Source organism: Nitrosophilus labii (assembly GCF_014466985.1).
Lineage (GTDB): Bacteria > Campylobacterota > Campylobacteria > Campylobacterales > Nitratiruptoraceae > Nitrosophilus_A > Nitrosophilus_A labii.
Genome location: NZ_AP022826.1, coordinates 262043 through 287248 on the forward strand (window position 1 = coordinate 262043; position 25206 = coordinate 287248).

Sequence of the window (25206 nt, forward strand, 5' to 3'; positions counted from 1 at the left end):
TTAAATGACAGTTATTAGACTAACTAGAATGGGAAGAAAAAAAAGACCATTTTACAGAATCGTTGTAACGGATAGTAGAAAAAGAAGAGATGGAGGCTGGATTGAGTCTATAGGATATTATAATCCTTTAACTGAGCCTGCAACGGTGAAATTTGACGAAGAGAGATTAAACTACTGGCTTAGCGTAGGCGCTAAAATGAGTGAAAGAGTTAAAAAAATCACCGGAAAATAAGATGATTGAAAAATTTGTGGAAAAGTATGCGAAGCTTATCGCTACTGTTCCAGAAGATATAGAAGTCAAAAGGAATGATGTCAACGAAGGTTTTAGCGAGATAACAATCATTGCAAATAGAGTTGACGCCGGGAAACTGATAGGGAAAGAGGGCAAGATGATAGGCGCTATCAAAACCCTAATTTCCGGCTGCAAAGCAAAAGACGGAATCAGTTACAAGGTAAATGTTCAGATCAGGGAGGATTAGTTTTGCAAAAGGTAGATGTTGCAAAACTGGGCCGCTCTGTTGGTTTGAAAGGGGAGATGAAACTTCATCTTATCAGCGATTTTCCCGAACAGTTCAAAAAAGGCGCAAAATTTAAAATAGCCGATAAAGAACTGATTATAGAGTATTATAATCCCAATAGAGGAATTATAAAATTTTTAGGTATAAACACTCCAGAAGATGCAAAGAAACTCACCAATAAAATCATAACTTCATCTGTAGAAGATACCAGAAAATCTTGCAAACTCGAAGAGGGTGAATATTTTTGGTTCGATATTATCGGATGTGAAGTCTTTGAAAACGGACAAAGAGTAGGGATAGTTAAAGATATTCAAAGATTACCTTCAAGCGACTATCTTTTAGTAAATACAGATGATGAACTGATTAAAAGCGGTAAAGCAAAAAATTTTATGATACCTTTTATAGATAGATTTATAGAAGATGTTGATATAAAATCAAAAAGAGTCGATGTAAAAGAGGCTTTGGATATTTTGGACGCTTCATGAGATTTAGTTTTATTACTCTCTTTAGAGAACTGATGGAGTGTTATTTTCAAGACTCCATCTTAAAAAGAGCCATTGAAGAAGAGCTTATATCTATAGATTTTCACAATCCAAGAGACTATAGCAAAAATAGACACAAAAAGGTAGATGCTCCAAAAATTGGTGGAGGGGCCGGAATGCTTATGACTCCTCAGCCTCTGATTGATTGTATAAGAGATATGAAAAAAGAAGATAGCTGGGTAATATTTGTTACCCCCGCGGCAAAAAGATTTAATCAAAAAGATGCAAAAAGACTTAGCCAAAAGAGGCATTTAATCTTTGTTAGTGGCAGATATGAAGGGATAGATGAGAGGGTTATCGAAAAAGAGGCCGATGAGGTCTTATCTATAGGTGATTTTATATTGACTGGAGGAGAGCTTGCAGCTCTTTGTATGACTGATGCAATTGCTAGAAATATTCCCGGAGTTTTGGGTAATCCAGATTCACTAGAAGAGGAGAGTTTCGAAAACTCTTTATTAGAGTCGCCTGCTTTTACGAAGCCAAATATTTTTGAAGGTAGCTTTGTGCCTTCAGAATTTTTAAAGGGCAATCATAGTAAAATAAGCGCCTTAAAAAAAGCAATGGCAATTTATAGAACAAATTATTACAGACCTGGCTTAAAAGCGTAACATCAGCTAAAGGATTAAAGATGAGAAACAGATATATAGAGCATTTTGAGAAATCTCAAATAGAATCGAAAGATGTTCCTGAATTCAAAGCGGGAGATACTGTAAGAGTATCAGTTGAGATTAAAGAGGGAAACAAAACGAGAATACAGGATTTTGAAGGTGTTTGCATATCAATCAAAGGTGAAGGTACAGGTAGAACTTTTACCGTTAGAAAGATAGGTGCAAACAATGTAGGCGTTGAGAGAATATTCCCTCTATACAGCGACTCTATAAAAGGAATTAAAGTAGTAAGACGCGGACGTGTAAGAAGAGCGAAACTTTACTATCTAAGAGATAGACAGGGTAAATCAGCAAGAATTAAAGAGCTTAGAAAATAACTTTTATGTTTGAGGTTCTTCTCGAACCTCATTTCTTTGATTTTTCTAACACTTAAACCATTTTCTAAAAGCTTTAAAAAACGTTACAAACAATATAACTAAAAAGCTTTGAAGCAAATTAGTAGTTTTTCATAGCCGCTTTTGCTTCTCTATCCATTATTTTTCTTTTTATAGCTTCTCTCTTATCATGAAGTGTTTTACCTTTTGCAAGAGCAATTTCTAGTTTAGCGAGATTTTTATTGTTGAAATATAGTTTCAAAGGAACTATGGTATAACCTTTTTCACTGGTTTTTCCTATCAGTTTGTTTATCTCTTTTTTGTGTAAAAGAAGTTTTCTAGGTCTTTTTTCATCAGGTTTAAAGTGAGGGTTTGCAGTGCTAAGATGAGAAATATGCATACCGAAAATGAATGGCTCTCCTTTTACAATTTTAATAAAACTATCTTTTAGATTCACTTTCCCGGCACGGATGGCTTTTACTTCACTTCCTTCCAAAACGATACCGGCTTCTAGCTTTTCAATAATCTCAAAATCGTGGAAAGCCTTTTTATTTGTGGATACTATTTTCATTTTACTCCTTCAGCTTAAAAAGTGTGCTTCCGCTTCCGCTTAGAAACCATCTATCTTTAAAAGAGTCTAGTTTAGGACAAAGATCTATTGCGCTTTTATATAAATCATTTGCTTTTAGAGGCGAAATTTTAGTCAAAATCTTATATGATGGCAAGTTTTTAAGCTCATTTGAAAGCTCTATCTCGAAAATTTTCATAAATTTTTCTCTATAGTTTTTATAAACTCTGGCTGTATCGCACCTCTCATCTATAAACTTTAGCTCAATATCTGGAACCTCTTCTTCAAATTTTTCTATAATCTCTCCGACGCCGCTAACGTTTGCACTCTCATAATCGTATATGAAAAAGGGGATATCAGCTCCTATTGTAGCTCCTATTTCTGAAAGTCGTTTTATGGAAAGTCTAAGGTCGATAACATCGTTGCAAAGTTTCATAAAAGCGGCCGCATCGCTACTTCCGCCGCCAAGCCCTCCTCCTTGAGGTATTCTTTTTTTAACCACTACTTTATGATAATAGAAAAACTCTATGATAGCCGGATTTTGCGTATATTCGTTAAGTTTAATAAAAGCTTTGTATATGAGATTTTCCTCTCTTTTTATCCCCTCGCATCCCTCTATAGTAAATTTTTCAAAGTTTCCCGGGATAAACTCTATCACATCATACAGCTCTTTTATCTTGACAAATCTTGAGATGAGTTCGTGATAGTCGCCTCTGGTACCAACTATTTTTAAAAAGATATTTACTTTTGCATGAGCTTTTGTTTTCATTTTATTCATTCTCCACAATCTATATTTAACCCAATATGATTTAAAAGATACTTCACCTTTTTATCTTTAATCTCTATTATTGTGAAAAAATTATCGAAAACTAGATGGAAGACTCCTTCCTCTTTGATTTTTAGATCTTTTAGAAATATCTTTTTGCCGTTTTTTATCTCATCTTTTGACAGGCAGGTAAAGTTCTCTTTAGTATTTAGATATTTTACCGGATTTAAAGCTTTTTCATTTTCATATACAAACTCTCCTTCTCTGAGTCTCTCAAGACTGCTTAGGGTACCGACAGTACCAAGTTTTTTAGCTATTAGCTCTCCTAAACTTCTTATATAAGTCCCTTCGCTTACTTTTGCTTTAAAGGTTATAAAAGGGTGTGAATAGTTTATAAGTTCGATATCATAAACAAAAGATGTAACTTCTGGAAGTTTTACATCCTTTTCTTTTCTGGCAAGTTCGTAAGATCTAATACCTCCAACTTTTTTTGCGCTATATTTAGGCGGAGTATATCTTATCTCTCCTTTGAAAGACTCTACTACATCTTTTACTTTTTTGTAGTTTATAGGCAAAATATTTTTAATATCATCTATATCTTCTATATCTAATGTTTCGCTTTTAGCTCCAAGCCACAAGGTGGCTTCATAAACTTTTGGTGTTTTTTTTAAAAATCTAAAAAGTTTTGTGTATTCTCCAAAAGCCACTATCAAAACGCCTTTGGCGAAAGGATCTAATGTTCCAGAATATCCGGCCTTTTTGATTTTATATTTTTTTTTAATTTGAGAAAGAAATCTATTTGAGCCAATAAAAGGGGGTTTGTATGTTACAAAAAGAGAGGTGCTAGAAGGTAGAAGGTAGAAGGTTGAAGGAATAATTTCATTTTTCAATTTTTTACTTTCTATCTTTAACCTTCTTCCTTCTTCCTTCATCCTTCAACCTTTACTTATATTTTTTCAACAAAAGAAGCCAAAATATCTCTTTTTTGTCCGCTAAAATTTATAGAGAGTTTAAACTCGCGTCCCACTTTGCTAACACCCGTTACCCTGCCTATGCCAAAGATTTTATGTTTGACCAAATCGCCTTTTTTAAAAGATGTGGATTTTTCCAAAGAGAGGCTTCCTTCACAAAGCCCCGCCTCTTTTAAAAATCGACTTTTAATCAGTTCGGTTCTTCTGCCTTTATAAAACCTGCTGTGAACGTGGCTTAAAACAAGTTCCTCTTGTGCTCTTGTTATAGCAACGTAGCCCAAGCGTCTCTCTTCTTCTATATCGCTACCATCACCGGTTAGGGGAAAGAAACCCTCTTCAAGTCCTATTACGAAAAGGTATCTAAACTCTAGTCCTTTACTTGCATGTACGCTCATAATAGAGATAGATTCACCATCTATCTGATCCTGATCGCTTTGTAGTGAAAGTTCGTTTAAAAAATCGTCTAGTGTACTTTCGGGATTTTGTTTTATGAAATCTCTAAAAAGTCCGTAGAATTCGTCTATATTTAAAACTCTTTCCATGCCGTCTGGCATACTTTCATAATATCTTCTTAGTCCAAAAATATTTTCAATCTCATCTACAAATTTGTATAAAGATTCCTGTGATAAAGATTTTAACAGACTCAAGCCTTCTATGAACTCTTTTATAGTTTTATAGTTTTTTTTACCTATTAAAGAGATAAGTTCTTTTTCATCGGCTTCTGTTAAATAACTTATGATAGGTTTTCTGTTTTCGTATGCGGCTTTTTGGAGTTTGTCAAATGTAATTTTTCCTATGCCTCTTTTTGGTCTATTGATAACTCTTTTTAAAGAAAAGTCGTCATAAGGGTTTGCAACAATTCTAAGATAACTTATAAGATCTTTTATCTCAGCTCTTTCGTAAAACCTCATAGCGCCCACGAGTTTATAAGGTATTTTAGCTTTATTAAGTCCCTCTTCAAGTGAGCGGCTAAGAGCGTTGATTCTAAATAAAACGGCAATCTCTTTAGGATCGGCACCTGCATTTAAAAGTTCTTTTATCTTCTTGGCTATTTTTGCCGACTCTTCAATTTCATCTTTCGACTCGTATATCTCAATAGGCTTCCCTTTTCCAATAACAGCTTCCAATTTTTTGCCTAAGCGGTTTCTATTATGCTCTATCAAAGAGTTGGCTGCTTTTAGTATCTCTTGAGTAGATCTATAGTTTTTTTCGAGTTTAACTACTTTTGTGTTTGGAAAATGGTTAGGAAATTCCAAAATATTTTTTATATTTGCGCCTCTCCATCCGTAGATACTCTGATCGTCATCACCTACTACGCATATATTGTTATGTGTGTAGCAGAGTTTTTTCACAAGCAGATACTGAAGTTCGTTAGTGTCTTGGTATTCGTCTATCATTATGTATTGATATCTTTGACTGATTTGAGTGCATAAATCATCATTTTTGTCCAAAATTTTGTAAGTTAAAACTAAAAGATCATCAAAGTCTACCAGATTGTTCTCTTTTAGATAGTTTTGATATTTTTGATAGATTGCAGCAATCTTTTTAAAATTTGGAAGCTGAGCGCTTTCAAGTGCAATTTCTGGCTCTATCAATGAGTTTTTGTATCTTGAAATTTCGCTTGCAATTAAAGGGATTGGGATGTCCGGTTCAAAAGATTTTAGGATTCTCTTTTTATCATCTGTATCTATTATTACGAAAGTGTTGCTTCTTCCTAATTCTTGTATATAAAATTTTAAAAACAGAAGGCCAAATTTGTGAAAAGTGCAAAGAAGGGGAGGATAAACGCTATCTTCTATCAATGAAAGAGCCCTCTCTCTCATCTCTTTTGCTGCTTTGTTGGTAAATGTTAGAGTTAAAGTATTGGCAGGATCAATTCCAAGTTTTAATAGATAGGCTAGCCTAGAAGTTATAGTTTTGGTTTTGCCGCTTCCTGCTCCGGCTAAAATTAGAAGAGGACCATCTATGGTCTCTACCGCTTCTTTTTGAGATTCGTTTAAATGGTTGAAAATTTTATCCATATTGTTCATTATTTACTCTTATAGTTATATAAAGTATATTTATTATATCAAAATATGAATTTATATTGCATATAACCGTTTAGATAAGTATATATTTTCATTATATAAAACGAAAATATATGAAATATTAGAAAAAGTTATTGAATTATTCATTATATTTTGTTATAATTTCACCAATAAGATAATTTTTGCTAATAATGCTGAAAATGAGGGAAGATTATGCTAAAAGATTTCTCAAAATTGGAAACATTTTTAACGGTTGTAAGAGAGAAAAGTTTTTCCAAAGCTTCAGCTAAACTTGGGATTTCTCAACCTGCTGTTACTCAGCAGATAAAGTTTTTAGAAGATTATCTGGAAACTAAGATTGTAGAAAGGAAAAAAAACGGAATAAGACTTACAAAGGAGGGTGAAGAGGTATATAGAATCGCTCAGAAGATGGAGAGATGTATTAATAATGCCGAAAAAGAGCTTTTTAAGATAATCAATAAAGAGATTACTTTTATAATAGGTGCCTCTTTTACTATAGGAAACTATGTATTGCCTGAAGTTTTGAACAATATAAAACAGGCTATAAATAACGATGTTTTTATAAAAGTTGAAGTTAGCGAAAAGATACTCAATGAGGTTTTGGATAAGAAGTGCGATATAGGTCTAATTGAGTCTCCAATTTTTAAAGATGGACTTATATATAGAGAATGGATGGAAGATGAGTTGGTTCTTTTTAGTAACACTCCTCTTCCAAAATATATCAAAAAAGAGGATCTTTACAATTTTAACTGGATATGTCGGGAAGAGGGTAGTCATACTAGAAAGATGGTTTCGGAGCTTTTTGAATCGATGGGCGTAGAGTGTAAAAATTTTAATGTTATTAGCGAAGTTAGCAGTTCTACCGCAGTTGTTCAGACAATTCTTAGAAGTCCGGTTGATAAAAATAATCCAACGGTATCTATTATCTCAAAGTATGCAATCGCAAGTGAAGTAGAAAGTGGAAAACTTTATGAGGCTAGAATTAAGGGACATAAACTAAAAAGAAAGTTTTTTATAGTTTATACAAAAGATAGAAAACATGATGCTTTTATAGAAAAAGTTGTGGATTTTCTTTTGAAACTAAAAAATAAATGAGTGAGGACAAGCTAAAAGCTTAGTAAAGCAACTGCTTGCTTTGCGTGTCTGAGTGAAAGTTGTGTGTATATGCGAATCCTAAGTTTTATTAGTGATGAGCATATGCACAGCTGAATTACTTTGAAGAAAATCTTTGCTTAGAATCAGCACAAGATTTTTAGTTAATAAATAATATTTTTAATCGGTAACCTGGCGTATACTATGCAAAAAATTTGCATAAATGCTTTTTCTAGCGTATTGTGGCGCAAAGATAAACTTTGCAGATCACTATACCCATGCTAGCTAAAATCGTGAAGCATTTCACGATTTTTAACGACTCTTCTGTGCGGAGCTATAAATATAAAGCAGTTGGCTTTTAATTACCGTTCTTTGTGTGCTTGAGTATAAAATTATAAACTACTTTTTCTTCTTTTTCAAAAGTTTTTGATTTTCCGGATTTGATAAAAGCGCCTCCATCGAACTTTTAATACCTTCTTCTTTTCTTGGTTTGTTGATTGTTGCCGTTAGATTTACAAATATGGGAGTTTCATCAACTATGATCTGTAAAATCGATTCTATAGGAACCGTAACAACACTTCCTATATTTTCGCTTCCAAAACCAGCTTCAAAAATTAGCTTGCTATCTTCTGTGTAGGCACTTTCTAAAGTATAATTAACAAGCAAAAATAGTGTAAATTCAGCAAAAGTCTCTTTTATCTCTTTTGGAATATCTGGATTGAAACTTAATGTCTCCGTTCTCGCTAAAACTCCAAAAGGCTCATCTTTTTCCAAAAAATATCTAATCAAATCAGTTGCGTGATTTTTAAGTATTGCGCTAAATTCATCTTCTTGTAAAATATCGTAAAGCATAGTTTCCTTTCAAAAAGGATTTATGGATAACTTTATAAATTTTAAATAGTTATGCCCTTATATAATTATACCCTCTTTGATTTCGTAAAATCCAATCATTGCATTCATAAGAGCAAATTTTTCAAACTTTTTTAGATCTTTTACTTTTATATCGGCTAAAAAAACTTTTTGTTCTTTTAAAAGTCTCTCTCTAGTTGTCCCTTTTAGCAAAGGTTTTTTTGGTGTTAGCCATTTTTTACCGTCGAAAAAGGCTATATTAGCTATTGATGTGTCTGTTATATATCCCTCTTTTACAATCAAAACATCATCCGCTTCGCCTCTTTTTTCAAAGAGAGTGTCTATGTCGTTTCTATCTAGATACTTGTATGAATAGTCAATATCCGACTTTATAAGTTTTAACTTTTTTATCTCTCTTATTTTGTATGGATAGTAAGAGATTTGTAAAATATCTCTATCATATATTATTTTACATCTATAAAGGCCACTGGGTGGCGACTCTATAAAGTTTTGTAGTTTTATATCCTTTTTTAAGCCAAAATTGTCTGTTATAGTTTTATTTAACCTTTTATTGTGATAATCTATATGAAATACTTTCCCATCTTCTATCTTAATTGTTTCAAAAAAGATTTTTTCTTTCACTATTTTACTCGAACAGCTCTGTACTTAAGTATCTTTCACCCGTATCGCAAAGAATCGTCACTATCGTTTTTCCCGGATTTTTCTTTGCCACTTCGCAGGCCGCTACAAGATTGGCCCCGCTAGATATCCCTACTAAAAGTCCTTCTTCTTTTGCTATCTTTTGGCTCATTTTAATGGCATCTTCGTCTCTTACCTGAATAACTTCGCTGTAGATTTTGGTATTTAATATTTTTGGAACAAATCCGGCGCCTATGCCTTGAATCTTGTGAGGCCCAGGGTTTCCTCCTGAGAGCACGGGAGAGTTTTTAGGCTCCACCGCATAGATTTTGATATTGGGATTATGCTCTTTTAAAACTTCCGACGTTCCTGTTATAGTTCCGCCGGTACCAATTGCGGCTACAAAGCAATCGATATCTCCGTTTGTGTCTCTTAAAATCTCTTTAGCGGTAGTTAATCGATGGATCTCAGGATTGTATGGATTGTCAAACTGATTTGGCATATATGAGTTTTCTATCGTTTCAAGTAGCTCGTAAGCTTTATCTATAGCTCCTTTCATACCTAATTCAGCCGGGGTTAGTTCCAGTTTGGCACCAAAAGCTTTTAGAAGCTTTCTTCTCTCAAGACTCATAGATTCTGGCATTGTAAGTATCAGTTTTAGTCCAAAAGATGCGCATACACTAGCTAGCGCTATACCAGTATTGCCGCTTGTTGGTTCAATAATAGTGGTTTTTTCGTTTATTTTACCATTCTCTATGGCTCTTCTTATCATATTGAATCCTATTCTATCTTTAACGGAACTTGTCGGATTCATAAATTCGCATTTTCCAATGATTTTTGCGCCAAATTCGCTAGATAGAGAGTTAATCATAACTAATGGAGTATTTCCGATAAGTTCTGTTATATTTTTTGCTATCTTCATGATTTTTCCTTTGCTCGTTATGTGTATGCAAGAGCTTTTATTTACTTAGAAATATTACCAAATAACCGCTGTTTTTGCAATATTAGTCGAGTGATAAACTACGATTCTATGGCTTTTTGCGTAATATTTTATTATAAGATTTTGTAATGTGGGCTCAATGGAGGGTGTAAACCAGGCGTTGTTGCTGATTGCTATCAGATATTTTGGAGTATTTTTATAAAGAAGAGGATGAGTCGCTTCATAACAGATAGCGTTTCTAAATCTAACTCCATTTATCTCAAAATCTGTAGGATACTTTGCTCTTTTATAATCCTCTGCTCCGTTAAAAAAAACTTTGTTTACCAGTTTAGCTAAAGGTTTTGGTAAAGGCACAGCTTCTCCAAAAGGAACCAAAACTACTTTGTCTGCGATAATGTAATCTCCATTTGTAAAAATATAAGTTGAGTTGTAAGAGAGTCCCTCTTTTAGATGTAGAGCTCCGGCGACTATGGAGATTTTTTCGCTCATTTTCTTAAGGGTGTTCAAAATATTTTTTCTGGTATTTAGATATAGAGGAAAAGCGGTCTCTGGCAATACAACCAAGTCATATCTTTTTTTAATCGCTTCTTCTATGATTTTGAAATTTTCGTCGATTATCTTCGTTTGAAGTAGCGGGTCCCACTTCTTATCTTGGGGTATGGTAGTTTGAGAAAGATATATTTTAATTGGTGCCAATTTTGGTTCTGTTTGCATCTCTTTTTTTGCAAATATCAACAAACTAATAGCTGCCAAAACAAAGACTACTTTTTTTTTCATCTCAAAGCGGTTGTAGAGTGTTAAAAATGAAATTGATAGCAAAATTATTAAAAAGCTAGATTTGTTTGATTCTAAATAGCTGTTTAAAAAGATTAGCTCAGGAATAAACCAGTTAAATCCAAAAGGGTGAATATAGTTTAATATCGATAAAAATAGACTTTTTATAAAAGGCTGAAGATAGATTGAAAAAGAGGAAAAAATATTCGTTGTCAACTCGGTTAATTTTCCAATCAACCAAAAAATTATCCCGTAAACTACGCCTACAAATAAAATTACTATGGGGATCATCCAAAAAAGATTATAATATCTAAAACTAAGTCCTATCCAGTAAAACCACAAAATACCTATGAAAAAGCCTATCCAAAATAGCTCTTTTTTGTCGGCTTTGAGGATAAAGTAGATAGCTACAACACCAGTTAAGGTATTTAATAGTTCAGAACTTTTACCCAAAGCTTCAACGTATATAAAAAAACTAAAAGCCGCTGCAATTAAAAAGGCTTTTATTAGCAAATAGATGTTAAAATAGCGTGAAATTTTTTTAAAAAGGATGGATATGGAAGGACAAGCTGTAGGAGCTACAGGGATTTTGGGTTCACTTTTACCACTCATCATAATCTTTGCTATCTTTTATTTTTTGATCATCAGACCGCAACAGCAACAGGCTAAAAAGCACAAAGAGATGATAAACTCTTTGCAAAAAGGTGACAAAGTCGTCACTAACGGCGGTTTGATCGTTGAGGTTGTAAAACCTGAAGAGGATTTTATCAAAGCTAAGCTTAATGAGGAAGTAATAGTCAAAATTGACAAAAACTTTATAGCCAAAAAATTAGAGAGTTAAAATGAGGGTTTTAAACTATCGTTTAGTTATCTTCCTCATAGCTCTTATGGGGGGGATAGCACTTTCTATCCCCTCTTTTTTAAATCTCAAAGAGGGACCGAAGATAACGCTTGGTTTGGATTTGCAAGGTGGTCTTCATATGCTTTTGGGAGTAGATACGGATGCAGCTATCAAATCAAAAATCAAATCTATTGCCTCAAGCATAAAATATTTTGCCGAAGATAACGATATATTGCTCGAAGACTTAAAAATAGAAGATAAAGATATAAAATTTACTCTGCTTGATAAAGATGATGAGCCTAAAATGGATGAGATGTTAAAAAACATTTCCGGGTTGAAAGTAGAAAAACACTCTCTTCACTACGTTGTTACTTTAACGCCTCAGGAGATAGAGTCTGTAAAAGAGTACGCGATAAATCAGGCGGTAGATACCATAAGAAACAGGCTTGATCAGTTTGGATTAGCCGAACCAAATGTGGCAAAACAAGGAAAAGATAAGATTTTGGTAGAGCTTCCTGGGATAAAAACTCCTAAGCAAGAACAAAGGATCAGATCTCTTATAGCAAAAGCGGCGCATCTACAACTTATGGCCGTAGATGAGGACAGGGCGGCAAGAGTATATCAGATGAGTCCTGAAGAGGCCGCTGAGTATGGTGATGTGATATTAAGTGATGCTAAAAATCCGAAGATAAAGTATCTTTTAAAAGAGATCCCTATACTTGACGGTTCTATGATAATTGATGCGAAGGTTGCATTTGATCAAAACAATCAGCCCGTAATTAACTTCACTTTAAACAGTGAAGGTGCTAAGATTTTTGGTGATTTTACCGCTAAAAGTGTTGGAAAACATTTAGCGATCGTTTTAGATAACAAAGTATATTCAGCGCCGGTAATCAGAGAGAGAATAGGCGGCGGAAGCGGTCAGATAAGCGGAGGTTTTAGCGTTCAAGAGGCGCACGACGTAGCTATCGCCCTAAGAAGCGGCGCTTTACTAGCTCCCGTATTTTTACTAGAAAAAAGGAGTGTTGGACCAAGTCTAGGCGCCGATAGTATAAAAGCGAGTCTTATAGCGCTTATAAGCGGATTTGTGATCGTTGTTTTGTTTATGATTTTTTACTATGGAATTGCCGGGATTATAGCCGATATTGCTCTGGTTGCCAATCTATTTTTGATAATAGGTGTAATGGCTCTCTTTGGCGCTACGCTCACGCTTCCTGGGATGGCGGGTATTGTTTTAACTGTCGGTATGGCGGTGGATGCCAACGTTATTATAAGTGAGCGAATAAGGGAGCTTTTAAGAGAAGGTGTAAGTATAAAAAAAGCGATAGAGCAAGGATATAAGAACGCTATGAGCGCTATTTTGGACGCAAATATCACCACATTGATAGCGGCTGTTGTGCTTTACGCATACGGAACGGGACCTATTAAAGGTTTTGCTATTACCATAAGCATTGGTATTTTAGCTTCTATGCTTACCGCTATATTGGGAACGCACGGCATTTATGAGGCTCTTTTGCCAAAGATTGAAAAAAGCAAAAATCTATCTTTGTGGTTTGGTTTAAAAGTAAAGGGTAAATGATGGAGTTTTTTAAGACGGATAAAATATACGATTTTATGGGCAAAAGCAAACTATTTATATCTATATCTTTGTTTTTGATACTAGGTTCTTACATACTTCTTTTTACCAAAGGACTTAATTTCGGTATCGACTTTACCGGCGGAACAATCGTTCAGGTTAGGTACGATAAGCCTGTAAATATAAAAGAGATAAGAGAGGCTCTCAAAAAAAGTGAGATTTTTAAAGACGCCGCCGTTACAAAGTTTGGAAGTGATGAAGAGATTATTATCAGAGTTAAAACCTCAACCAAAAAGCTCGGTCAAGATATAGGAGATATAGCGAGAGAAGTTTTACAAGGGACGGGCAATTATGAGATAAGAAGAGTGGATATAGTAGGACCCAAAGTTGGAAGTGAGTTAAGAGAAAAGGGTATGATGGCTATGGTTATAGCCATTATTGGTATTTTGATATATGTTTCTATCAGATTTGAGTATCGATTCGCTTTAGCTTCCGTATTGGCTCTAGTTCACGACGTCTCGATAGCTTTAGGCGCCATAAGCCTTTTTAACGTTCCGGTTAACTTGGATATTTTAGCGGCTCTTTTGACGATTTTAGGTTATTCGCTAAACGATACCATCATAGTTTTTGATAGGATCAGAGAGGGTATAGTCGAGGCTAAAACAAACGATCTAAACAGAGTCATCAACGAGTCGATTACTAAAACTTTATCTAGAACCACTCTTACCTCTTTAACCACTTTTTTCGTTGTTTTAACGCTATTTTTGTTTGGAGGAGAGATTATTAAAGGGTTTAGTTTTACTTTGCTCGTAGGTGTAGTTGTAGGTACCTACAGCTCCATTTTCGTGGCTTCTCCGCTGTTGGGCTGGCTAGGTTTTAATCTGCAAAAATATAGGGCTAAATTAGCTGAGAAGAAAAAGAGAGCTCAGGAAAAAGAGAGAATGAGAGCGATGTATGAACAAGGAGTTGTGTAATAGTCATTAGTCAGTAGTCGTTAGCTAACAGATAATCTAAAGATTAACGACTGATGGCTAAAGACTAACGACTAAAAACTAACGACTAAAGGGAGATGATGGGTTACGAACCTAAAAGTATAGAAAAAAAGTGGCAAGAGTTTTGGAAAAAAGATAGATATTACGAACCAAAAAATGACTATACAAAGGAAAAAAGATATATTTTGAGTATGTTTCCTTATCCAAGCGGACGTATCCACATGGGGCATGTTAGAAACTACGCTATAGGTGATGCTATTGCTAGATACTACAGAAAAATCGGGAAAAACGTTCTTCATCCTATCGGCTGGGATGCGTTTGGGATGCCTGCAGAGAATGCGGCTATAAAAAAAGGTGTACACCCTAAAAAATGGACTTATGAAAATATAGACTATATGAGAAAGGAACTAGACTCTTTAGGTTTTAGTTTTTCTCAAGAGAGGGAGTTTGCCACTTGCGATGAGATATATACTAAGTTTGAACAAGAATTTACCGTTGATATGTTTGAAAAAGGGCTTCTGTATAGAAGCAGTGCTACCGTAAACTGGTGTCCTCACGATAAAACCGTTTTGGCAAACGAGCAGGTGATAGAGGGTAGATGTTGGAGATGTGATACGGAAGTAGTCCAAAAAGAGATGGACCAATACTTTTTAAAGATCACTGATTATGCGGAGGAGCTTTTAAGAGATCTTGAAAAACTGGAGGGTAAATGGCCAAAACAGGTCATTGCTATGCAAAGAAACTGGATAGGTAGAAGCGAAGGGTTAGAGTTTGAATTAAAGCTTGACGATGATAGCAAAAAGAGGTTAGGTGAAAAGTTTGAGGGTTTTAAAGTTTTTACTACAAGAGCCGATACTATCTATGGAGTTACCTATACGGCTTTGGCGCCAGAGCATGAGATAGTAAAATATCTTGTAAATAATACTCTTTTAGATAGCGAGTCGATCCAAAAGATTAAAAAGATGCAAAATACTCCGCCAAAACTTAGAGCCCAGGCAGAAAAAGAGGGGTTATTTCTAAATCTTTACGTAATCCATCCGCTAACAAAAGAGAAGATTCCGGTATGGGTGGCAAATTTTGTTTTGACTGAGTATGGAAGCGGCGCGGTGATGGCCGTACCTGCCCATGATGAGAGAGATTTTGAGTTTGCTAAAAAATACAATCTTTCTATCAGATATGTTATAAAGCCTAAAGATGGCAAAATCGATAGCGATAGAGCTGTTGTAGAGCCTGGAGTCCTCTTTGATAGCGAAGAGTTTAGTGGTTTAGAGAGCGAAAAAGCTAAAAAAGCGATAATTGACTATTTCGAAAAAGAGGGGTTAGGAAAAAAAACTATAAATTATAAACTTAAAGATTGGTTGGTTAGTAGACAAAGATACTGGGGGACGCCAATTCCTCTTGTTAAGTGTCCAAAATGTGGACTTGTGGCAGAGAAAAAAGAGAATCTCCCCGTAACTTTACCGGAAGATGTGCAGATTACCGGTGAAGGAAATCCTTTAGAGCTACATCCAACCTGGAAATATACAAAATGTCCAAATTGTGGCGAGGATGCTATAAGAGAGACGGATACTTTAGATACTTTTGTGGAGTCTAGTTGGTACTTTCTAAGATTTACCACTCAAAAAGAGTATTGGGATAAGCTGCCTTTCAAAAAAGAGGATACCGACTACTGGATGAGCGTTGATCAGTATATCGGCGGTATAGAGCATGCTATATTGCATCTTTTATATTCTAGGTTTTTTACAAAAGCTTTAAGAGATTTAGGATACGTAGATATTGACGAGCCTTTTGAGAGACTGCTTACCCAGGGTATGGTTTTAAAAGATGGAGCTAAGATGAGTAAGTCTAAAGGCAACGTGGTAGATCCGGACTCGATTGTGGAAAAATTCGGTGCCGATACCGCAAGACTCTTTATCCTTTTTGCGGCCCCTCCTTCAAAAGAGCTTGAGTGGAACGACAGTGCGGTTGAAGGGGCTTATAGATTTATAAAGAGATTTTTTGATAGATCTTTGGATGTAAAACCTTGCGAAAATTTACCTGCTATAGATCACTCAAAACTCTCAAAAGAGGAGAAACTTGCTAGAAAGAAAGTTTACGAGGCTTTGAAAAAATCGAAAGATGTTTATGAAAAAAACTACACTTTCAACACTCTAATAGCCGCTTCTATGGAAGCTTTAAATGCTTTAAACGCACAAAAAAATGAAGAGGTATGGAGCGAAGGATACTGGATACTATCAAATATATTAGAGCCTATTATTCCTCACGTATGCTGGGAGATATCTGATAGACTTTTTAATAGAAACAATTTTGAAAATATCGAGATAAAAGAGGAAGTTTTCCAAGAAGATAGCGTAACTTTGGCGGTAACTATAAACGGGAAAAGAAGAGCCGAGATAGAAGTGCCCGTAAATGCTTCCAAAGAGGAGATTTTACGAACAGCTAAAGAGAAAGCTAAAAAGTGGATAGAGGATAAAGAGATAGTTAAAGAGATTGTGGTTCCAAATAGACTTGTAAATATAGTGGTAAAAGGGTAGATTTGAGATTAGAGATGAGAGATTTTATTTCGGCATTTAGGAGAGTTTTTCTCCTTTTGCCTTCAGCCTTTATCCTTGTATATTTAATAACCGGTTGCGGATACAAACCAACTTCGGTATATACGAAAAAAGTTTTGGGCGAAAAGATCTACTCCCAGGTTGAGGTCTATCTAAGAGATCCTGAAAACGCAGTTTTGATAAAGGACGCCTTAAACGAAGCTATAGTAAGCAGATTTAAAGGCTCTTTGGTACCAAAACAGTATGCCGATAGTGAACTAATAGTTAGCTTAAGAGGAGTTAGTTTTAGGCCACTTCAATATGACAAAAACGGATATGTTATTTACTATAGAGCTATTACCTCTCTAAAAATAGTCTATAAAAGTAGAAAAGGAGAAACGAAAATATTGACGGTTTCCGGCAATTACGATTTTCCTATTGAGCCAAACAGTGTTATTTCGGATACTAAAAGATTTGAAGCTATAAGGGAGAGCTCTAAGAAAGCTTTGGATAAGTTTATTTCGCAAATCTCTATCATAGGATATCAAGAGAGTTAAGTTTTAATGACTATAAAAGATTTCCTAAACTCCAAGCCTCGTTATTATAAAAATATCGATTACACAAGAATGCCTAGAGCGTATGAGAGCGTAAAAGAGAAATTGTCTCTACCTAAAATTATCCATATCGTAGGAACTAACGGCAAAGGTAGCACCGGCAGATTTTTAGCTTATATGCTCTTTAAAAAAGGGTATAAAACCGGACACTATACTTCTCCCCATATCTTAAAATTTAACGAAAGAATCTGGATAAACGCAAAAGATATAGATGACGAATCCTTGGAGAATACTCATAAAAAGCTTTTAAATATATTGCCAAAAGAGTTTCAAGAGAGTCTTAGTTATTTTGAGTACACAACTCTTTTGGCCGCCGTATCTTTTGAAGGGCTGGATTTTGCTGTTATGGAGGCCGGTCTTGGAGGCGAGTTTGACGCTACGAACGTTTTTGATAAGGAGCTAAGTTTAATAACCGCGATAGATTTTGATCATCAAGCCTTTTTGGGAAACAGCATAGAAAAGATTGCGAAAACAAAGATAAGAAGTATCCGCAAAGAAGCGATTTTAGGATATCAAAAACATAAAAGTGTAGAAGAGATAGCAAAAGAGGTGGCAAAAGAGATAGGATGTAAACTTTATATGGTTGATGAGCTTTTGAGCAAAGAGGAAAAGAGTGATATAAAAGAGTTCATAAGCAAAAAAGCTTATCCGATATTTTTTAGTGAAAATCTATCATTGGCTTTTGCGGCTGGCAAAGTGTTGGGAGTGAGTCTTGAGATAGAAGATTGTTTTGATTTGCAGATTTTTGGTAGGTTCCAAAAAGTTGCCGATAATGTTGTTTTGGATGTGGGGCACAACCCTCTAGCAGCAAAAGCGATAGAGCGTGAACTTAGGCCAGATACGGTTTTGGTTTACAACGCTTATGAAGATAAGGATTTTAAAGAGGTTTTAAAGATATTAAAACCGAAAATTAAAAGAGTAGAGATTATAGATATAGAAGACGAAAGAGCGGTTGATAAAGAGGAGCTCATAAATGTTTTGAGAGAACTGGGTATAAAATATGGAGATTTTAAGAGGGTAGAGAAGGAAGAAGAGTATCTTGTTTTTGGTTCATTTAGAGTAGCTGAAGAGTTTTTAAAAGGAGGCTTTTCTGCAAGCTAAAGTTTTTGAGTTTTTAAAAAAAGAGATTCCCGATATTTTAGTAGTAACAGATGAAAAAGAGGCAAAAGAGGTATTGGACGTAGCTAAATATTTAGATATAGAAGCTGTAGTTTTGCCAGACTTTAGGGCAAGATTTGGCGATGATCTAAGAAGCTTCAAAGAGGAACTTGAAGAGCTACTAAGCGCTCTTGATATATACTACACAAAAAAGACTCTTTTGATCTCTGCGTATCAGACACTCTCAAACTATCTCCCCTCGCCAAAATATTTTAAAAGCTTTTCGCTCGAATTTGGAGATAGAGTTGATCTAGGCGAACTTAAAAATAGACTACTTTATTGGGGCTATGAGTTTGTAGATATTGTGGAAACGAAAGGCGAGGTCTCTTTTAGAGGAGATATTATAGATATATATCCTAAAGATTCAAAACCGGTTAGAATCAGTCTTTTTGATGATGAGATAGAGAGTATTAGATATTTTGACGAAACTACGCAAAAGAGTTTTAAGGATGAACTTGAGAGCATAAGAGTCACGCCCGCACTCTTTGGTCTTGATGAAAGCGAGTATGAGAAGCTTTTAAATAGGATCAAAGAGACTGAGAGCGACGTATTTGTTAAAGATATTGCCTCTTTGGGTTTTTGGTATCTTGATGAAAAGATAAATCTGTTGGATGGTAAAAGAGCCTTTTTAGTTAGCGGTATAAAAGATGAGATTGACTCTTTGTATGAAGAGAGTTTCGAGTTTGTTCCAAAAAGTTCTTTTGATTTGCCTATTATCGAGGAAGCTAGAGACTATAAAGATATTGAAGTTATAAACATAAACTCTCTTATAAAGTTCAGAAAAGATAAAAAGATAAAAGTTATCGCTAAAAACGAAACGGTAGTTAGAAGAAGCGCACTAGATAGTTTTGAAGGGTTAAAATTTATCTATAAAGATATAGTTTTAAATATCGAAAGCGATGAAGAACTGATAATATCTCTAAACAAAAGAGAAAAATTTAAAAGGGTGAAAAAAGCCAAAGTTTTACTTGATGAACTAAAACCCGGCGATTATGTAGTTCACGATAATCACGGTATCGCGATTTTTAGCGGTATCGAAGCGGTAACCGTTCTTGGGGCGACTAAAGATTTTTTGGTTCTTAAATACCAAGGTGATGATAGGCTTTTGGTTCCTGTTGAGAATATAGACTTGATAGATAGGTATATTGCTGATAGTGGAGCAATACCGGTTTTAGATAGACTTGGAAGCAGCTCTTTTGCAAAGCTAAAGAAAAAGGTAAAAGAGAAACTTTTTGAGATAGCAAACGAAATAGTAAGGCTTGCGGCAAAAAGAGAGCTTTTAAAAGGTGTAGTTTGCAATGTAGAAAATCCAGAAATTAAAATCTTCCAAAAAGAGGCCGGATTTGAGTATACGCCGGATCAAAAAGAGGCGATAGAGGAGATCTTTAAAGATCTATCTAGCGGTAAGGTTATGGACAGGCTTCTAAGCGGAGATGTGGGTTTTGGAAAAACAGAAGTTGCTATGAACGCCATTTTTGCCGTGGTAAAAAGCGGATATCAGGCTGCTTTTTTGGCTCCTACAACGCTACTTTCAAATCAACACTACAAAACTTTACAAGAGAGGTTTGAAAAGTTCGGTATAAAAGTAGCTAGGCTTGATAGATTTGTAAGTTCCAAAGAGAAAAAGATAGTTCTGCAAAAATTGAAAGAGGGAAGTATAGATGTGGTAGTGGGAACTCACTCCATTTTGGGAGTAGAGTTTGCAAAGCTAGCCCTGATAGTGATAGACGAAGAGCATAAATTTGGCGTAAAACAGAAAGAGAAGCTTAAAGCGATGAGCGAAAATGTTCACGTTCTTAGTATGAGTGCTACTCCGATTCCAAGAAGTCTTAATATGGCTTTAAGTCGTCTTAAAGAGTTTAGTGAACTAAGAACGCCCCCTCAAGGTAAAAAAGAGGTTAGAACCTATGTTAAAGAGTATAACGAAAAGCTCGTTAAAGAGGTAATTTTAAGGGAGCTTAGGCGAGGAGGACAGATATTTTACATCTTCAACTCCATAGCAAATATAGAGTCTAAAAAAGAGGAACTTTTAGAGATTTTGCCAAATCTTAAGATTTTGGTGCTTCACTCAAAGGTTAGCGCCTCCGTTACCGAAAAGGAGCTTTTGAACTTTTATCAAAAAAAATATGATCTGCTTCTATCCACATCTATAGTAGAATCTGGACTTCATATGCCAAACGTAAATACGATCATAGTAGATGGAGCCGATAGATTCGGAATGGCAGATCTTCATCAGCTAAGAGGCCGCGTTGGAAGAGGTAAAAAAGAGGGGTATTGCTACTTTATGGTGGAAAATAAAGAGAGATTAACTGATGAAGCTAAAAAGAGACTTGTGGCGCTTGAGTCCAACTCATATCTTGGAAGCGGACAGGTTTTGGCTATGCACGATTTGGAGATAAGAGGAGGAGGAAACATCATAGGGGCTCAGCAAAGCGGTCATATAAAAAATATCGGATATAGCTTGTATCTGAAAATGCTAGAAGAGGCTTTAAACTTACTAACAACTGGTAAGATGGAAGAAAAACCGAAAATCGAGATAAAGCTTGCCATAAACGCTTATATCTCAAAAGAGCTTGTTAGCGAAGATAGGCTGAGACTAGATCTTTATAGAAGATTAGGCCAGTGTGAAGAAGTGGATGAAGTTTATGATATAGAAGAGGAGATTGCCGATAGATTTGGCAAACTTGACAATGTTACAAAACAGTTTTTGGATGTTGTTATTATGAAGATATTGGGACTTAAAAAAGGTATTAAAACTATCTCTAACTATAATGAAAATATAACTATCGAGTATAATGACGGGAAAAAAGAGTTTTTAAAAGCTAGAAGCAAAGATGAAGATGATCTTATAGATACCGTACTTAGAAAACTTAGGGGAAGTTGATGAAGATAGGTTTTATTGGAGATATCATAGGAAAACCCGGCAGAAAGATGGTAGCAAGACACCTAAAAGAGATAAGAGAGAAAGAAGGACTTGATTTTGTTATTGCAAATTATGAAAATGCAAGTCACGGTTTTGGTCTGACTGAGAAAAACGCCAAAGAGCTTTTTAGGTGCGGTATCGATTTGATGACAGGAGGAAATCATACCTGGGATAAAAAGGATATTTTTGCTCTTTTAGATAGCTATCCCATACTTAGGCCCGTTAATTACCCTGAAGGGGTTCCCGGACGCGGGATGGAAGTTGTAGAGGTAAAAGAAGAAAAACTTGCGATTGTAAATCTTATGGGATACTACTCCATGCCGATGGTTGATAATCCTTTTATAACAATAAAGAGAGTTGTTGAAAAGCTTCATGAAGATGGGGTAAAAAACATATTTATTGATATGCACGCAGAAGCAACCAGCGAAAAAAGAGCTCTTTTAATGATGCTAAAAAATAGTGTCAGTGCCATAGCCGGGACACATACCCATGTGGGAAGCGATGATTTGCAAATTTTTCATGATGTTGGTTATATTACTGATGTGGGACTTACGGGCTGTAGAGACAATGTGATAGGGATGGAGAAGAGTGTGCCTATAAAGAGGTTTTTAACAGGACTTCCAGGACGATTCGATGTGCCTGATAAGTGCAAAAAGATATTTCAGATGGTGATTTTTGAGATAGAAGATGGAAAATGCAAGGATGCTTATAAAGTGAAAGCCTACGATGAAGAGGAGTATTTTGTTTCGCAAAGGGCGTTTAAAGAAGAGTAATAAAGTGATGAAGTGAAAAAGTGAGGAGTTAAAATATAGTTATTGTTTAGTGACTTTGAAACTTGCTACCTTGTTACAAAAGGATGCTAATGATAGAAAACAGTTTTGAACTGTTAAAAAGATTAAAAGAGCTTGGATTTTTAAAAGATGAAAGAGATCCTTACTGGTGGCCTAACAGTGGAACGTTTGAGGTTGTGGTAGGGGCTATTTTGACTCAAAATACAAGATGGGAAAAAGTTGAAGAGGCTCTTTTAAATCTAAAAAATTATATGAACGATATAGAGCTTGAAAAGCTAGCCCAGATTGATCAAAAACTGCTCTCTACTCTTATAAAACCGGCCGGTTTTTACAATACAAAAGCTTTTAGACTAAAAAAACTATCACAAAATATTTTGAATGAGTTTGGAAGTTTTGAAATTTTTCAAAAGAGGGTCAGCAGATACTGGCTTTTAAATCAAAAGGGAATAGGCAAAGAGACAGCCGATTCTATACTCAATTATGCCTGTTATAAAGATTTTATGGTGGTTGACAGCTATACTGCCAGGATACTCGGTATTACAGGATATGAGTTTAGCGAGTATGATGATATTGCTGATTTCTTAACGGAAGGGGTTTTTCAAAATTTAGACGAAATCTATGAGCTTTACAATAAAGAGATACCCTTAAATCAAATATATGCAAGATTTCATGGCAAAATTGTAGATTTTTGCAAAGAGTATTTTAAGGGAAAACAAAGGGAAGATAAAGTTAAAAAACTACTTTTTACCTAAATCTTTTAAAAATTTCATCAAAAGATATATTTATCTGATAGATATCTATATCAAACGTAAATATTTCTTTATCAAATTCTCCTAGTTTAACCCGGATTTTGCAATAGAATTTGTTTCAATAGTACTTTTGCTTGAGATTTAGAGGCTTTTTAAAAATTTTGAAGCCCTATCTAAATTTTGAAGCCCTATCTATAGGATGATAAGTAAAAAAAATTTTTAATTGCCTATAAACGGGGTGTTAGTGCTGGTAGTGTACAATAAAGTTCGCAATTTTACTTGAAGACTCTTTTTGAGATTTTGAAATCTTCAAAAGAGTTGGATGGACTTCTCAGTAAGGAATAAAGCAAGTATGAGGAAACCAATCTAAAAGAAATAATAGCAAAAAAATAGATGAGACAAAAATATTTAAAGAGATAATGATGCAGCTTGTGGGAGAGGTGGTTCCACTTTTATCAATGATGAAATGGATGACGGAGCAATTGATGAGGATAGAGTCTGAGATAAAAGTTGGAAAATATACACGCTAAGGTTTTAAGGGCTTTAGGTGGTTTACACAGTTTATTTTACAGTCCCCATAAATCAACTTCCTGAATTGTGCGGAAAGACACCCAAAAATTAGGTATTGAATATAGCGGAGTAAATTAGAGATTGATAATTGTTAAAATTAAAAAGTTTAATAGAGTCTTTGGTTTCAATGGCTTTCATATTTTTTATAAGTTCAATTATAAGTTTTTTAGAAAAAGTAAATTGCATATTATGAAGTTTTAACCTTCTTTCAAATTCTTTATAGATTGCATAAGCTACAAAGGCTACGAGGATATGGGCTTTGATTCTATGTTCTAATCTATGATGAATCGGTCTGATTTTTAGGTCAGTTTTAGATGAGACCGTTCATAATTTTGTGTCACCGATAGTTCATAGGATTATATCATAGCTCGAGAGCTTTCTCGAGTCTTCCTTCAAAAAATATAGCCAATTGGGAGAGAGTAAGACTCCAGTTTCTAATTGGCATTGTCCACTTTTTTTGAGCATTCTGAATACCAAGATAGAGCAGCTTTAAAAGGCTGTTTTCATTGGGAAACGCTCCTTTTGTTTTAGTAAGTTTTCGAAACTGTCGATGGACAGATTCTATGATATTTGTAGTATAGACGATACGACGGATATCTTCAGGATATTTGAAATAATAGGAGAGATTTTCCCATTTATTTCTCCACGAGTTGATAACAATGGGGTATTTTTTGCCCCATTTCTCTTCAAGCCGATCCAATTCCGTTTCGGCAGCCTCTTTGGATATTGCCTGATACACTTTTTTAAGGTCTTTCATGAACTCTTTGGAGTCTTTAGAAGCTACATATTTAAGGGAATTTCTTATTGTCCTCGGCTTCGCCTGCGGGGTTGTCGCTTCGCTCGGACGATGAATAATGCAAAGTTGCACTTCGGTCTTAGGAAATATTGCATTGATAGCCTCTGAAAACCCTTTGAGTCCATCCACTGATAATAAGTATATCTTCGACTCCTCTATTGTTTAAATCTGTTAAAATAGATAGCCAGAAATTGGCACCTTCAGACTCTGATAGATAAAGTCCCAATATCTCTTTTTTGCCTTCCAAATTTACTCCAAGAATAGTATAAACAGCTTTATTAACATATTTACCATTATCTTTGATTTTATAGTGTATTGCATCAAGCCAAATGAAAGGATATACTGCCTCTAATGGTCTTTGCTGCCACTCTTTTAACATTGGAATAATCTTATCTGTAACAGCACTAATAGTGGCTTTGGAAAATTCAATACCATAAAGTTCTTTAATATGCTGGGCTATCTGGCTATAGGAGTTTCCAAGAGCATAGAGTAATAGTATTTTCTGCTCTATTTGATCGCTCATATAAGTTTGATACTTTTTAACGATTTGAGGTTCGAATGTCCCTTTTCTATCTCTTGGAACCACTAGTTCAAACTCGCCAACTGAACTCTTCATTGTTTTTGAAGATTTGCCATTTTTGCGGTTTTTTATCTCTTTAGCTAGATGTGATTCAAGTTCTGCTTCTAAAGCAGCCTCTGTGAGTTGTTTAATAAGTGGTGCAAGTACTCCATCTTTGCCATCTATTTTTGCTCCAGCCTTGATAGCCTCAAGAGCTTCATTCAAATCGAAGTTTTCCATATTGTGTCTCTCCTTTAGATTATTTTATTCTATCGGATTGACACAAAATTTCTAACGCTCCCAAATTAATTGATTCTTTCCAAACTTCTAAATCTTTGTTATTTTTCATAAATATTCCTTTTTGCTTTTCCCTGTTTAAATTCATCATTTTTTACAATTACTACTTACCAATTACTT

General features: G+C 35.0%; 23 protein-coding genes and 2 pseudogenes. 15 read left to right on the top strand and 10 right to left on the bottom strand.

From position 1 onward, the window contains the following. Nucleotides 1–4 precede the first annotated feature (4 nt). Genes rpsP through rplS form a run of 5 tightly spaced genes read left to right on the top strand, consistent with a single transcriptional unit; the run spans nt 5 to nt 2045 of the window. Nucleotides 5–232 carry a 30S ribosomal protein S16 gene (rpsP, locus tag NIL_RS01425; RefSeq protein WP_187647873.1) on the top strand — a complete coding sequence of 76 codons (228 nt, stop codon included), beginning with the start codon at nt 5–7 and terminating at the stop codon, nt 230–232. 1 nt (nt 233) lies between these two features. Beyond that, nucleotides 234–479: a KH domain-containing protein gene (locus NIL_RS01430; RefSeq protein ID WP_187648539.1), complete on the top strand. Its 246-nt coding sequence runs from the start codon at nt 234–236 to the stop codon at nt 477–479. Nucleotides 480–481: 2 nt separating this feature from the next. Continuing rightward, nucleotides 482–1003, top strand: coding sequence for a ribosome maturation factor RimM (gene rimM, locus NIL_RS01435; RefSeq protein ID WP_187647874.1), 522 nt, complete (start codon nt 482–484; stop codon nt 1001–1003). Then, on the top strand, nt 1000–1668 hold the full coding sequence (gene trmD, locus NIL_RS01440) for a tRNA (guanosine(37)-N1)-methyltransferase TrmD (protein ID WP_187647875.1): 669 nt from the start codon (nt 1000–1002) through the stop codon (nt 1666–1668). The genes rimM and trmD overlap by 4 nt, the downstream gene beginning before the upstream one ends. Nucleotides 1669–1688: 20 nt before the next feature. Then, entirely contained in the window at nt 1689–2045 is a 357-nt protein-coding gene (rplS, locus tag NIL_RS01445) for a 50S ribosomal protein L19 (protein ID WP_187647876.1), read from the top strand. A gap of 118 nt (nt 2046–2163) precedes the next feature. On the opposite strand, the gene smpB is transcribed toward rplS, so the two are convergent. The 4 genes from smpB to NIL_RS01465 are packed head-to-tail and all read right to left on the bottom strand — an operon-like array spanning nt 2164 to nt 6368. Then, nucleotides 2164–2613: an SsrA-binding protein SmpB gene (smpB, locus tag NIL_RS01450; protein WP_187647877.1), complete on the bottom strand. Its 450-nt coding sequence runs from the start codon at nt 2611–2613 to the stop codon at nt 2164–2166. Between the two features lies 1 nt (nt 2614). Next, nucleotides 2615–3379 carry a 4-(cytidine 5'-diphospho)-2-C-methyl-D-erythritol kinase gene (locus NIL_RS01455; protein WP_187647878.1) on the bottom strand — a complete coding sequence of 255 codons (765 nt, stop codon included), beginning with the start codon at nt 3377–3379 and terminating at the stop codon, nt 2615–2617. A gap of 5 nt (nt 3380–3384) precedes the next feature. Continuing rightward, nucleotides 3385–4308: a tRNA pseudouridine(55) synthase TruB gene (gene truB / locus NIL_RS01460; protein ID WP_187647879.1), complete on the bottom strand. Its 924-nt coding sequence runs from the start codon at nt 4306–4308 to the stop codon at nt 3385–3387. A gap of 14 nt (nt 4309–4322) precedes the next feature. Continuing rightward, nucleotides 4323–6368: an ATP-dependent helicase gene (locus tag NIL_RS01465; RefSeq protein ID WP_187648540.1), complete on the bottom strand. Its 2046-nt coding sequence runs from the start codon at nt 6366–6368 to the stop codon at nt 4323–4325. A 219-nt stretch (nt 6369–6587) separates the two neighbouring features. Between NIL_RS01465 and NIL_RS01470 the strand changes: the two genes are divergently transcribed. Beyond that, on the top strand, nt 6588–7490 hold the full coding sequence (locus tag NIL_RS01470; protein ID WP_187647880.1) for a LysR substrate-binding domain-containing protein: 903 nt from the start codon (nt 6588–6590) through the stop codon (nt 7488–7490). Nucleotides 7491–7886: 396 nt separating this feature from the next. Here the strand turns inward: NIL_RS01470 and NIL_RS01475 are convergent, their stop codons facing one another. From NIL_RS01475 to NIL_RS01490, 4 genes are read right to left on the bottom strand one after another with little or no spacing between them, the layout of a single operon-like run. Continuing rightward, on the bottom strand, nt 7887–8339 hold the full coding sequence (locus tag NIL_RS01475) for a hypothetical protein (protein ID WP_187647881.1): 453 nt from the start codon (nt 8337–8339) through the stop codon (nt 7887–7889). 57 nt (nt 8340–8396) lie between these two features. After that, nucleotides 8397–8978 (bottom strand): aminotransferase class IV family protein, encoded by a 582-nt coding sequence (locus NIL_RS01480; protein ID WP_187647882.1) that lies wholly within the window; start codon nt 8976–8978, stop codon nt 8397–8399. A 4-nt stretch (nt 8979–8982) separates the two neighbouring features. Next, nucleotides 8983–9897, bottom strand: coding sequence for a cysteine synthase A (gene cysK / locus NIL_RS01485; protein ID WP_187647883.1), 915 nt, complete (start codon nt 9895–9897; stop codon nt 8983–8985). Nucleotides 9898–9951: 54 nt separating this feature from the next. Beyond that, a complete protein-coding gene (locus NIL_RS01490) occupies nt 9952–11301 on the bottom strand; it encodes an apolipoprotein N-acyltransferase (RefSeq protein ID WP_187647884.1) in 1350 nt (449 codons plus the stop codon). Here NIL_RS01490 and yajC point away from each other — a divergent pair. The 9 genes from yajC to NIL_RS01535 all read left to right on the top strand — a co-directional run bounded on the left by yajC (nt 11246) and on the right by NIL_RS01535 (nt 22867). After that, on the top strand, nt 11246–11530 hold the full coding sequence (gene yajC, locus NIL_RS01495) for a preprotein translocase subunit YajC (protein ID WP_187647885.1): 285 nt from the start codon (nt 11246–11248) through the stop codon (nt 11528–11530). The two genes, NIL_RS01490 and yajC, sit on opposite strands and share 56 nt — an antisense overlap. A gap of 1 nt (nt 11531) precedes the next feature. After that, complete coding sequence (secD, locus tag NIL_RS01500; protein ID WP_187647886.1) at nt 11532–13109, top strand: protein translocase subunit SecD; 1578 nt, start codon at nt 11532–11534, stop codon at nt 13107–13109. Continuing rightward, nucleotides 13109–14080, top strand: coding sequence for a protein translocase subunit SecF (gene secF, locus NIL_RS01505; RefSeq protein WP_187647887.1), 972 nt, complete (start codon nt 13109–13111; stop codon nt 14078–14080). Before secD ends, secF begins: the two co-directional genes overlap by 1 nt. Before the next feature lie 98 nt (nt 14081–14178). Beyond that, entirely contained in the window at nt 14179–16632 is a 2454-nt protein-coding gene (gene leuS / locus NIL_RS01510) for a leucine--tRNA ligase (RefSeq protein ID WP_187647888.1), read from the top strand. Between the two features lie 2 nt (nt 16633–16634). Further along, a complete protein-coding gene (lptE, locus tag NIL_RS01515) occupies nt 16635–17186 on the top strand; it encodes an LPS assembly lipoprotein LptE (RefSeq protein ID WP_197972106.1) in 552 nt (183 codons plus the stop codon). Nucleotides 17187–17192: 6 nt separating this feature from the next. Beyond that, nucleotides 17193–18344 carry a bifunctional folylpolyglutamate synthase/dihydrofolate synthase gene (locus NIL_RS01520; protein WP_187647889.1) on the top strand — a complete coding sequence of 384 codons (1152 nt, stop codon included), beginning with the start codon at nt 17193–17195 and terminating at the stop codon, nt 18342–18344. Next, nucleotides 18334–21285: a transcription-repair coupling factor gene (mfd, locus tag NIL_RS01525; protein WP_187648542.1), complete on the top strand. Its 2952-nt coding sequence runs from the start codon at nt 18334–18336 to the stop codon at nt 21283–21285. The genes NIL_RS01520 and mfd overlap by 11 nt, the downstream gene beginning before the upstream one ends. Continuing rightward, complete coding sequence (locus NIL_RS01530) at nt 21285–22097, top strand: TIGR00282 family metallophosphoesterase (protein ID WP_187647890.1); 813 nt, start codon at nt 21285–21287, stop codon at nt 22095–22097. The genes mfd and NIL_RS01530 overlap by 1 nt, the downstream gene beginning before the upstream one ends. An 89-nt stretch (nt 22098–22186) precedes the next feature. After that, nucleotides 22187–22867: a 3-methyladenine DNA glycosylase gene (locus NIL_RS01535; RefSeq protein ID WP_187647891.1), complete on the top strand. Its 681-nt coding sequence runs from the start codon at nt 22187–22189 to the stop codon at nt 22865–22867. Between the two features lie 615 nt (nt 22868–23482). On the opposite strand, the pseudogene NIL_RS11180 reads toward NIL_RS01535, so the two are convergent. Then, a pseudogene (locus NIL_RS11180) lies at nt 23483–23749 on the bottom strand (IS1634 family transposase); the annotation flags it as partial. A 46-nt stretch (nt 23750–23795) separates the two neighbouring features. Further along, a pseudogene (locus NIL_RS01540) lies at nt 23796–25029 on the bottom strand (IS256 family transposase). Nucleotides 25030–25206 lie beyond the last annotated feature (177 nt).

Coding starts and splice junctions, on each gene's coding strand:
- NIL_RS01520 (WP_187647889.1), top strand. CDS start 17,193: ATGACTATAAAAGATTTCCTAAACTCCAAGCCTCGTTATTATAAAAAT.
- cysK (WP_187647883.1), bottom strand. CDS start 9,897: ATGAAGATAGCAAAAAATATAACAGAACTTATCGGAAATACTCCATTA.
- secD (WP_187647886.1), top strand. CDS start 11,532: ATGAGGGTTTTAAACTATCGTTTAGTTATCTTCCTCATAGCTCTTATG.
- NIL_RS01465 (WP_187648540.1), bottom strand. CDS start 6,368: ATGGATAAAATTTTCAACCATTTAAACGAATCTCAAAAAGAAGCGGTA.
- NIL_RS01530 (WP_187647890.1), top strand. CDS start 21,285: ATGAAGATAGGTTTTATTGGAGATATCATAGGAAAACCCGGCAGAAAG.
- NIL_RS01455 (WP_187647878.1), bottom strand. CDS start 3,379: ATGAAAACAAAAGCTCATGCAAAAGTAAATATCTTTTTAAAAATAGTT.
- NIL_RS01535 (WP_187647891.1), top strand. CDS start 22,187: ATGATAGAAAACAGTTTTGAACTGTTAAAAAGATTAAAAGAGCTTGGA.
- NIL_RS01470 (WP_187647880.1), top strand. CDS start 6,588: ATGCTAAAAGATTTCTCAAAATTGGAAACATTTTTAACGGTTGTAAGA.
- secF (WP_187647887.1), top strand. CDS start 13,109: ATGGAGTTTTTTAAGACGGATAAAATATACGATTTTATGGGCAAAAGC.
- trmD (WP_187647875.1), top strand. CDS start 1,000: ATGAGATTTAGTTTTATTACTCTCTTTAGAGAACTGATGGAGTGTTAT.
- truB (WP_187647879.1), bottom strand. CDS start 4,308: ATGAAGGAAGAAGGAAGAAGGTTAAAGATAGAAAGTAAAAAATTGAAA.
- yajC (WP_187647885.1), top strand. CDS start 11,246: ATGGAAGGACAAGCTGTAGGAGCTACAGGGATTTTGGGTTCACTTTTA.
- leuS (WP_187647888.1), top strand. CDS start 14,179: ATGGGTTACGAACCTAAAAGTATAGAAAAAAAGTGGCAAGAGTTTTGG.
- NIL_RS01490 (WP_187647884.1), bottom strand. CDS start 11,301: ATGAGTGGTAAAAGTGAACCCAAAATCCCTGTAGCTCCTACAGCTTGT.
- rplS (WP_187647876.1), top strand. CDS start 1,689: ATGAGAAACAGATATATAGAGCATTTTGAGAAATCTCAAATAGAATCG.
- rpsP (WP_187647873.1), top strand. CDS start 5: ATGACAGTTATTAGACTAACTAGAATGGGAAGAAAAAAAAGACCATTT.
- smpB (WP_187647877.1), bottom strand. CDS start 2,613: ATGAAAATAGTATCCACAAATAAAAAGGCTTTCCACGATTTTGAGATT.
- NIL_RS01475 (WP_187647881.1), bottom strand. CDS start 8,339: ATGCTTTACGATATTTTACAAGAAGATGAATTTAGCGCAATACTTAAA.
- NIL_RS01430 (WP_187648539.1), top strand. CDS start 234: ATGATTGAAAAATTTGTGGAAAAGTATGCGAAGCTTATCGCTACTGTT.